This is a genomic window from Marinobacterium sp. MBR-111 (genome assembly GCF_040547585.1).
GTDB lineage: Bacteria > Pseudomonadota > Gammaproteobacteria > Pseudomonadales > Balneatricaceae > Marinobacterium > Marinobacterium iners.
Map to the genome: position 1 here is coordinate 1 of NZ_JBEPQA010000051.1, position 8658 is coordinate 8658.

Annotated in this window: 7 protein-coding genes; 2 read left to right on the forward strand and 5 right to left on the reverse strand. The window is 53.8% G+C overall.

Annotated features, from left to right (window positions below; translation table 11 throughout):
* Positions 1–130: 130 nt before the first annotated feature.
* From ABIE61_RS18190 to ABIE61_RS18200, 3 genes are all read right to left on the reverse strand, one after another.
* Positions 131–577 carry a universal stress protein gene (locus tag ABIE61_RS18190; RefSeq protein WP_354412161.1) on the reverse strand — a complete coding sequence of 149 codons (447 nt, stop codon included), beginning with the start codon at positions 575–577 and terminating at the stop codon, positions 131–133.
* A complete protein-coding gene (locus ABIE61_RS18195) occupies positions 577–3174 on the reverse strand; it encodes a TRAP transporter permease (RefSeq protein WP_354412164.1) in 2598 nt (865 codons plus the stop codon). The genes ABIE61_RS18190 and ABIE61_RS18195 overlap by 1 nt, the downstream gene beginning before the upstream one ends.
* A 69-nt stretch (positions 3175–3243) precedes the next feature.
* Positions 3244–4224: a TAXI family TRAP transporter solute-binding subunit gene (locus tag ABIE61_RS18200; protein WP_091827849.1), complete on the reverse strand. Its 981-nt coding sequence runs from the start codon at positions 4222–4224 to the stop codon at positions 3244–3246.
* 213 nt (positions 4225–4437) lie between these two features.
* Here ABIE61_RS18200 and pfkA point away from each other — a divergent pair, with 213 nt between their 5' ends.
* Both pfkA and ABIE61_RS18210 read left to right on the forward strand, forming a co-directional pair.
* Positions 4438–5442, forward strand: coding sequence for a 6-phosphofructokinase (gene pfkA / locus ABIE61_RS18205; protein ID WP_091827850.1), 1005 nt, complete (start codon positions 4438–4440; stop codon positions 5440–5442).
* 11 nt (positions 5443–5453) lie between these two features.
* Positions 5454–6059 carry a DUF502 domain-containing protein gene (locus ABIE61_RS18210; protein WP_091827851.1) on the forward strand — a complete coding sequence of 202 codons (606 nt, stop codon included), beginning with the start codon at positions 5454–5456 and terminating at the stop codon, positions 6057–6059.
* Here ABIE61_RS18210 and ABIE61_RS18215 read toward each other — a convergent pair.
* Positions 6056–6697 carry an MBL fold metallo-hydrolase gene (locus ABIE61_RS18215; protein WP_091827852.1) on the reverse strand — a complete coding sequence of 214 codons (642 nt, stop codon included), beginning with the start codon at positions 6695–6697 and terminating at the stop codon, positions 6056–6058. The genes ABIE61_RS18210 and ABIE61_RS18215 overlap by 4 nt on opposite strands.
* Positions 6698–6760: 63 nt before the next feature.
* Positions 6761–8389: a methyl-accepting chemotaxis protein gene (locus ABIE61_RS18220; RefSeq protein WP_354412168.1), complete on the reverse strand. Its 1629-nt coding sequence runs from the start codon at positions 8387–8389 to the stop codon at positions 6761–6763.
* Positions 8390–8658 lie beyond the last annotated feature (269 nt).

The window sequence follows — 8658 nt, forward strand, 5'->3', positions numbered from 1 at the left end:
CGCAACCCGTTTCAGTGTCAACCGTTTTTTTCGTTTGTTTTCACTGCCTTGGCGGAGAAAACAACGCGCGGTCAGCGCTGATGAGGTGGCGTATTTTACAGCGATTCGGATCGCTGTCAACGCCTCGATATCACTTTTTTTGCTTTGCTAATCGCAGCACCATTACCGAGCAGTGCGCACGCTCAACCACCCGCGAGGTAACCGAGCCGATCAGTATGTTTTCCATACGCGAATAGTTGTGACTGGGCATAACGATGAGGTCGACGTCCAGCTTATTTGCCTGCTTGATTATCTGCTTGGCCGCATTGCCTTCACAGATATGTTCATGGCAATGAGCCAACTCCGGAACGGTTTCCTTGATCAATTGCGCAAGCTCACATTCAAGCTCCTTCAACGCCTTCTCAACTGTATCTTCCGGAAAGTAGGCGGCGACCATTGGCATATTGAGCCCGGGCATTACCGACATCACATGCAGCTCGGCCTCAGGCCCTGCCAAATAGCGTGCTGCCTCACGCAACGCTTCCTGCGCTGTATTTCGGTCCTGCATATCAATCGGCAGCAGTATTTTATTAAACATCATGCCTCCTGTGTCTCTGGTGCAGATGCCCGTCTCCGACGTATCTGCAACCATGCCAATACAGCCAGCAGCAAGAGAGCTGGTAAATACATCCATTGTTTATCCGGTCGATCTGCCTCAACTTGAATGGACAGAATTTCCCAGTCAAAGTCGAAGCCTGCGTCCTGCGCTGCACTGCCAAATGCAACCAGATCAACAATCACGCTGTCATCATTTATATTGAGCACCAGGCCAGCATTCTCAAGCCGCTCGGCTCCACTACTGCCCTCTTCTAACGGCAGACGAATCAGTCGAGTAACTTCATCGCCATCAATTGTCATTCCCCTCGCTTGAATCATCAGGTGGCCATTGGCAGGAACCTGTTCTGCCAGCCATTCAATCTTCTGAGCTGGTTCGTTGATTACAGGTGGATAAACTTCATCCCACCAGAAGCCAGGACGGAACAGTGTAAATGCGATCAGTAACAGCAACAGGGTTTCATACCAACGGCTTTTCACCAGCCAGTAGCCTTGAGTCGCAGCTGCAAAAATCAGCATGGCAATCACTGCAGTCGCAATGGTGACCAGCAGATGCGGAATGCTTTCTATCCCCATCAGCAACAACTCAGTGTTGAAAATAAACATAAAGGGCAACACCGCTGTGCGGATGTCATAGGTGAAACCCTGAACACCGGTTCTGATTGGGTCCGAGCGTGCTATCGCTGCAGCAGCAAACGCAGCAAGCCCTACGGGCGGTGTGTCATCGGCCAATATTCCGAAATAGAACACAAACAGGTGTACAGCGATCAGTGGCACAATGAGCCCCTGCTGAGCCCCCAGAGTCACAATGACCGGAGCCATCAATGTGGATACGACGATATAGTTTGCTGTTGTTGGCAGCCCCATACCCAACAGCAAGCTAATGACAGCGGTGAACAGCAGCATCAGCATGATATTGCCCGCCGAAATGAACTCAACGAACTCGGTCATAACCAAACCGATTCCGGTCAACGTAACAGTTCCCACGACAATACCCGCCGCTGCAGTTGCCACGCCGATGCCTATCATGTTTCGAGAGCCTGTCACCAGCCCATCAAGCAGATCGCAGAAGCCTTCCTTTACCCCCTGTCCAAACGCACCCTGGGCCCGAAACATGGCTTTTATCGGCTTGTGTGTAAGCACAATCACTACCATGAACACAGTTGCCCAGAACGCAGACAGCCCCGGAGAAAAGCGCTCCACTGTCAGACACCACACGAGTACAAAAACCGGCAGCAGAAAATAAAGACCCGACTTGACGGTCGGTGCTGTTTCAGGGAGTTCGACTATATCTGAGTCAGGATCATCCAGTTTCAGATCTGGGTAAGCTGCGGAGTGGCGAACCAGCCAGAGATAAGCCACAAATACGATTGCGGCCATAATCCAGTAGCTGGCACTGCCTATGTAACTCTTGGTCCAACCAAAACCATAATAGAGTCCAAGTGAGACAACACATACCCCCACTATAATACCAACCCAGGTCGCCAGCCTCTGAGCAAGGGTACCGCCATCATTACGCTTCGGCAGACCTTGCATGCCCGCCTTCAACGCCTCCAGATGCACGATATAAATCAGTGCAATATAGGAGATCAACGCCGGCAGAATGGCATGCTGAATTACTTCAATATAGGAAATGCCCACATACTCAACCATAAGGAAGGCTGCTGCCCCCATGATCGGCGGCGTAAGCTGACCGTTAGTAGATGCTGCAACCTCAACAGCCCCGGCCTTGTAAGCGGGAAACCCCACGCGCTTCATCAATGGAATGGTAAAGGTACCCGTAGTTACAACATTGGCGATGGAAGAACCGGATATAAGGCCTGATAACCCTGAAGACACCACCGCAGCCTTTGCCGGCCCTCCGCGCATGTGCCCCAACAGAGAAAACGAGACCTTGGTGAAGTAGTTGCCGGCGCCTGCCTTTTCAAGCAAAGCGCCAAACAGCACGAACAGAAACACAAAGCTGGTGGATACGCCCAACGCAACCCCGAACACACCTTCAGTAGTCAACCACTGGTGCGACATCGCCTTGTTAAGGCTTGCACCCTTATGGGCAATCACATCCGGCATGTAAGGCCCTGCGAATGTATACGTCAAAAATACTGCCGCAACGACCATCAACGGTGGCCCCAGGGCGCGTCGAGTTGCCTCAAGCAACAGCAGCATCCCCATAACAGCTACCACCACATCCGCAGTGATCGGTGCACCCGAGCGTCCGGCCAGTTCCGCTTCAAAAATGACCAGATAGGCAGCAGAGAAAGCACCCAGGAGTCCAAATATCCAGTCCTGGATCGGGATGTGGAAACGTGGTGAACGTTTCAGCGCCGGGTAAGCGGTATAAGATAAAAATATGGCAAATGCCAGATGGATGGCACGAGCCTTGGAATCATTGATGGCCCCGAAGTCCAGCATAAAAGGAAGTGGCGAGGCATACCAAAGCTGAAACAGAGCCCAGGCCAGTGCAACCCCCCAAAGAAGGCGCCCAGGCAGGCCCTTGGGAGAGCGAGCACCGCTGTCGGACTGTGCGACCAGTGCCTGAATATCGTCATTGGAGGTTTGCTGCTTGTCTTCCTGAGTCACGATCTACACCCTTGTTTCAGACAGAAAGGAGGGGGTGAGCAGGGGGGGTCACCCCCCTGCTGCCGGTGCTTAAAGCAGGCCGGCTTCCTTGTAGTACTTCTCTGCACCCGGGTGCAGGGGTGCCGTCAAGGCATCTCGTACCATCTCTTCCTTGCTCAGGTTTTCAAAAGCAGGATGCAATTTGCGGAAGGTGTCGAAGTTCTCGAAAACCGCCTTGACCACATTATAAACCACATCATCAGGCACACTGGCAGAGCTTACAATCGTGGCACCCACACCGAAGGTTACAACATCATCAGGATTGCCCTGATACATGCCACCCGGGATCACAGCCTTGCGGTAGTAGCTGTTCTCATTCACCAACATGTCGATGGCCGCGTCATTCACTTCTACCAGATTGCTTTCGCAGGAGGTGGTTGCCTCCTTGATTGCGCCGCTTGGGTGGCCAACAACGTAAACCATTGCATCAATTTTGTTGTCACACAGTGCACTGGCCTGCTCTGAAGCCTTCAGCTCAGATGCCAACGCAAAATCGCTGTTGGTCCAGCCCTTCGCCTTCATGATGACTTCGATGGTACCGCGCTGACCTGAACCCGGGTTGCCGATATTGACCCGCTTGCCCTTGAGGTCATTGAAGTTCTTGATACCAGCGTCGGCTCGCGCAACCACAGTGAACGGCTCGGGGTGAAGTGAAAAAACGGAGCGCAGATCCTTGTTTGCCCCCTGTTCGGCAAAGGCATCGGTGCCATTGTAGGCATGGAATTGCCAGTCGGACTGAGCTACACCCATGTCCAGCTCCCCGGCACGGATTGTATTCAGGTTATAAATGGAGCCACCCGTACTTTCGACCGAGCAGCGGATGCCATGCTCAGAACGGTCCTTGTTAACCAGACGGCAGATGGCACCACCTGTGGGATAGTAAACTCCCGTCACCCCGCCGGTACCGATGGTAATAAAGCTTTCCGCACTCGCCGTTGTTGGTGCGGTCAGCCCTGCAGCCATTACACCTGCCGCCATCGCGGCTGAGATCAGTGTTTTTTTCAACGCCATGTTCAACTCTCCTGTTTGATCGGAAATCTGCGGTCACGCACCCGTGCCGGGTCGGACTCAGAGCTTTCAGTATTGGCCAGCATTGCGCCGGCATCAACCTGCAACAGAATTTTTTTACTGCAAAAACCGTAACATGGATCGTTTCCACTTCTATCACGATAACGCAATAATTCAGTTATAGTGTCAGCATGCCCACTCACCAGGGAGTCGTTTATGTACAGTCTGCCTGATCTTGAACCCATCCGTGATTTCGACGCCATAGCGGTTCTGACCAGCGGTGGAGATTCGCCCGGCATGAACCCGGCCGTTCGAGGCGTCGTGCGAGCGGCCCTGAACAGCGGCGTGCAGGTATACGGTATTCAAAAAGGATACAGTGGCCTGGTAGCCGGAGACCTGCGCGTGATGACATCGTCCTCTGTCCGTAACATCGTACAGCGCGGTGGCACCATTTTGAAAAGTGACCGCTGTGAGGCGTTCAAGGACCCAGAGATACGGCAGCAGGCCGCAGCCAACCTGAAAAATGCCGGAATAGGTGCGCTGATCGTAATTGGTGGGGATGGCTCACTGACGGGGGCTCATCTACTGGCTGAAGAGAGTGACATTGCCGTTATCGGACTTCCTGGCACCATCGACAACGATATCTTCGGTACGGAAGACACCATTGGCTTTGATACCGCCGTCAATACCGCCCTGGATGCCATTGATAAGATCCGTGATACCGCCTCGTCGCATGAGCGTTACTTTCTGGTAGAGGTCATGGGCCGAAACTCCGGCTTCCTGGCCACTCATGTAGGTATTGCCGCCGGTGCCGAGATGGTGATTGTGCCGGAGTACCAGGTAAATATCGAAGAACTGGGGCGCCAGCTATGTGAAAATCGCCGAACAGGCAAGGGTTCCAGCGGCATTATTGTTGTAGCAGAGGGACGTGAGCCCGGCCTTACCTACAGGCTGGCTCAGCAGCTGCAGCAGCAGGGCGAAGACCCAAGGGTCTGCATTCTCGGCCATATTCAGCGCGGAGGGCATCCGAGTGGGCATGATCGGGTACTGGCCTCTGGACTGGGTGCCATGGCCGTAAGCTATCTGCTGGCGGGTTATAACGACATTATGGTAGGCGTGTCCGAAGGTGCCATACTGGATATTCCTCTCGATAGCGTAATCCGTTATCGCAAGGGACTTGACCCGCAACTGTTCGAACTGGCGCTGCTGTTGCACAAATAGAAGGGATATCCATGAACACTCTGATTCGGCTGTTTTTCAAGGGATTGCTGGTACTGCTGCCGGCCGTTATCACCTTTTATCTGGTATATGCCATTTTCATGGCCCTGAACAACACCCTGTTCTCGGCGCTTGGCCGACTGTTTCATCAGTTGCTGCCCCAGCTCGAGCCTGGCTGGCCCACCACTCTTCTGGCTATCGCCTCTACACTGACACTGATCACGGTAGTGGGCATACTGGCCAATAACTACCTTGGCCGTTATCTGGTCAGGCGATTTGAGCAACTGATGAAGCGGATACCGCTGGTGAAGCTGCTCTATAACGCTGTAGGAGATCTGTTCAACGCACTGTTGGGTGAGGACAAGCGCTTCAACAAGCCAGTACTGGTTTGCTTAAGCGAAGAAGCCGGTGTGCGTGTTGCCGGATTCATCACAGCTGAGGATTTGTCACACTGGGGGTTGAATGAAGAGGTAGCTGTTTACCTGCCACAATCATACAACTTTGCCGGAAACCTGATTATCGTCCCTGCCAACCGGGTTACAGCTCTGGACCAGCCGGCCGGGGACGTTACCACCTTTATCGTCAGTGGTGGTGTTTCCTCAAAGAGTCGGGAACATTAGCCAAACCGACTGGCAATGAACGGATTGGTCAGCCGCTCCTGACCGAAGGTCGACATGGGACCGTGCCCGGGTATGAAACGTATTTCATCGCCCAATGGCAAAAGCTTTTCCTTGATCGAGCGGATAAGGGTGGCATGATCACCCCGCGGGAAGTCCGTGCGGCCAATGGAGCCCTGAAACAGAACATCACCCACCAGTGCCAGTGACGAGTCTGCGTGGTAAAACACGACGTGACCAGGCGTATGTCCCGGGCAGTGTATCACCTGTAGTTCAACCTCACCGAAGTTGACACGATCACCCTCTTCCAGCCAACGGTCCGGCGTGAACACATCCACATTCGGAAAACCGAACATCTGACTCTGCTTGGGCAATCCCTCAATCCAGAACTCATCCTCGTGACCCGGCCCTTCAATGGTCAGACCCAACTCATGAGACAGCGCAGCGGTTCCACCAGCATGGTCTATATGAGCGTGAGTCAGCAGAATCTTTTCCAGCGTTACCCCTTCTTCGGCAATGGCAGCCTTGATAAGGGGCAGGTCTCCGCCGGGGTCGACCACGGCTGCCTTGCCGGTCTGCTCACACCAGAGCAGAGTACAGTTCTGCTGGAACGGGGTTACCGGGATGATGCGATATTTCATAATTCTCCGCGCATGTTCAGACATTTCGCCCCAGTATATCCCCCCGTTGCCAACAGGCCCAGATCAGGTACTGAAGCGATTGATCTGTTGCTGCAGACTGCGTGAGAGCTGCTGCAGCTGTTCACCACTGGCTGCCACGGTATTCGCAGCCGCAACCGTGCTTTCAGAGGCCTGAGTGATACGCAGCAGATTGGAGTTCATCTCTTCCGATACCTGACTTTGCTCTTCGGCCGCCGCTGCCACCTGTACGCCCATGTCACGGATGTGCGCCATCTGTTCCACTATACGGCTCAGCTCCTTGCCCGCATGCTGGGCGGTTGTGACACTGGCATCCGCACGTTCCTTGGAACGCTCCATCACTTCAACAGCCCGCTGAGCTGCCGAACGCAAACGATCGTTCATGCTGCGAATCTCTTCGGTAGAGCCCTGGGTCCGCTGCGCCAGCTGGCGCACTTCATCAGCCACCACCGCAAAGCCTCGGCCGGACTCACCGGCGCGAGCCGCCTCAATCGCCGCATTCAGCGCCAGCAGGTTGGTTTGTTCGGAAATGGCCTGGATCTGCCCCAGCACCTGGCCGATCTGAACCGTGTCACCTTCCAGAGCCTGAATCACCTCAGCCGCTGCATCAACTTCGCGAGCAAGCGCCTGAATACGTTCAACGGTATCTTCAACGTCATGGTTGCCTTCATCAGCCTCATGATCGGCACTTTCAATCGCCGCCGCCGTCTCACCGGCACTACGGGCAACCTCATGCACACTGGCGGCCATCTCGTTCATGGCGGTGGAGAGCAGCTCAGCTTCCTGCGCCTGTGCATCCAGCGCCGCGCTGGTTTCCTCGGCACTGCGGGCCAACTCTTCAGCACTGGCTGATACCTGGGTCGCCGAGCCGGCAATCTGATGAACCAGATCCTGGAACACGCCCAGAGTTTCATCGATACGCCGACCCACCTTGCCCAGCTCATCCCGGCTGGTCAGCTCGGTACGCACCCGAAGATCACCATTGGCAGCACGCTTCATCACGTCACTGATAATATCAAGAGGCATTATTATCGTGCGTCCGATAGGAATCGCACACAGTATCAGAAGGGCCAGGGCAACGAGCAGCTGAAGACTAAGGTGTATGAGGTCTTCCATGAACGCCGCATTCAAGTCATCCATATATACCCCTGTGCCAATCACCCAACCCCAGGGCTCAAAGGATTTGGCCAGCGTCAGCTTGGGTTGAGGCTCGGTACTGCCGGCCTTGGGCCAAAGATAACTAAATGCCTCTACCTTTTTTCCACCGCCGATCATCGCTGCCATCTGCGCAAATACAGGTACCCCATCCGGGGTTCTTGCTGATTTCAGATTACGACCTGCCTGAGACGTATCGCCCCCATGTACCAGAATGTCGGCGTTGGCATTCAGAACAAAGAAATACTCATTGCCGGCATAGCGCATGTTTTCCAACAGAGTACGTGCCTGCTGCCGCGCCTCATCGCCGCTCAGCTCGCCCGCAGCTACCCGTGCCTGCAAGGAAGCTGTCAGGCTTAGGGTAGTATCCAGTAATGAATTCAGCTGGGCCTCACGCTCCTGCTGAAGTGAGTGGCGCATATCCAGCAGTGCTGTCGAAGTTAGAAACAGCAACATAAAACCGGCAATACCGATCAACAGCCATAATTTGGCACGAACTCTGAGGTTTTTGAAAAACATGGGGGCCTACCTGCTTAATTCATAATTTGCGCAACTTTCGTCGCCTAATGCGCACAGATTAACATAGTGTCTATCGAGGTAAAGATCCTTTAAATCATATGCTTATATGAATACTGCCTAATCTTTAAACACCTAATGCTTCCAGCGCCGATACAACTGTTTTGCCCTCTTGCGGGTAGTGTTCAGAATTCTGTGTCATTTCTTTAGACTGAACCGAAAAGGGATGACTCATGACTAAACCTACATTCGATATGGATGCCGCCCTTCAA

What these genes read in the sequence shown, in the direction of transcription:
- ABIE61_RS18190 (WP_354412161.1), bottom strand. Translation starts at nt 577, where the DNA reads ATGTTTAATAAAATACTGCTGCCGATTGATATGCAGGACCGAAATACA.
- ABIE61_RS18200 (WP_091827849.1), bottom strand. Translation starts at nt 4,224, where the DNA reads ATGGCGTTGAAAAAAACACTGATCTCAGCCGCGATGGCGGCAGGTGTA.
- pfkA (WP_091827850.1), top strand. Translation starts at nt 4,438, where the DNA reads ATGTACAGTCTGCCTGATCTTGAACCCATCCGTGATTTCGACGCCATA.
- ABIE61_RS18210 (WP_091827851.1), top strand. Translation starts at nt 5,454, where the DNA reads ATGAACACTCTGATTCGGCTGTTTTTCAAGGGATTGCTGGTACTGCTG.
- ABIE61_RS18215 (WP_091827852.1), bottom strand. Translation starts at nt 6,697, where the DNA reads ATGAAATATCGCATCATCCCGGTAACCCCGTTCCAGCAGAACTGTACT.
- ABIE61_RS18220 (WP_354412168.1), bottom strand. Translation starts at nt 8,389, where the DNA reads ATGTTTTTCAAAAACCTCAGAGTTCGTGCCAAATTATGGCTGTTGATC.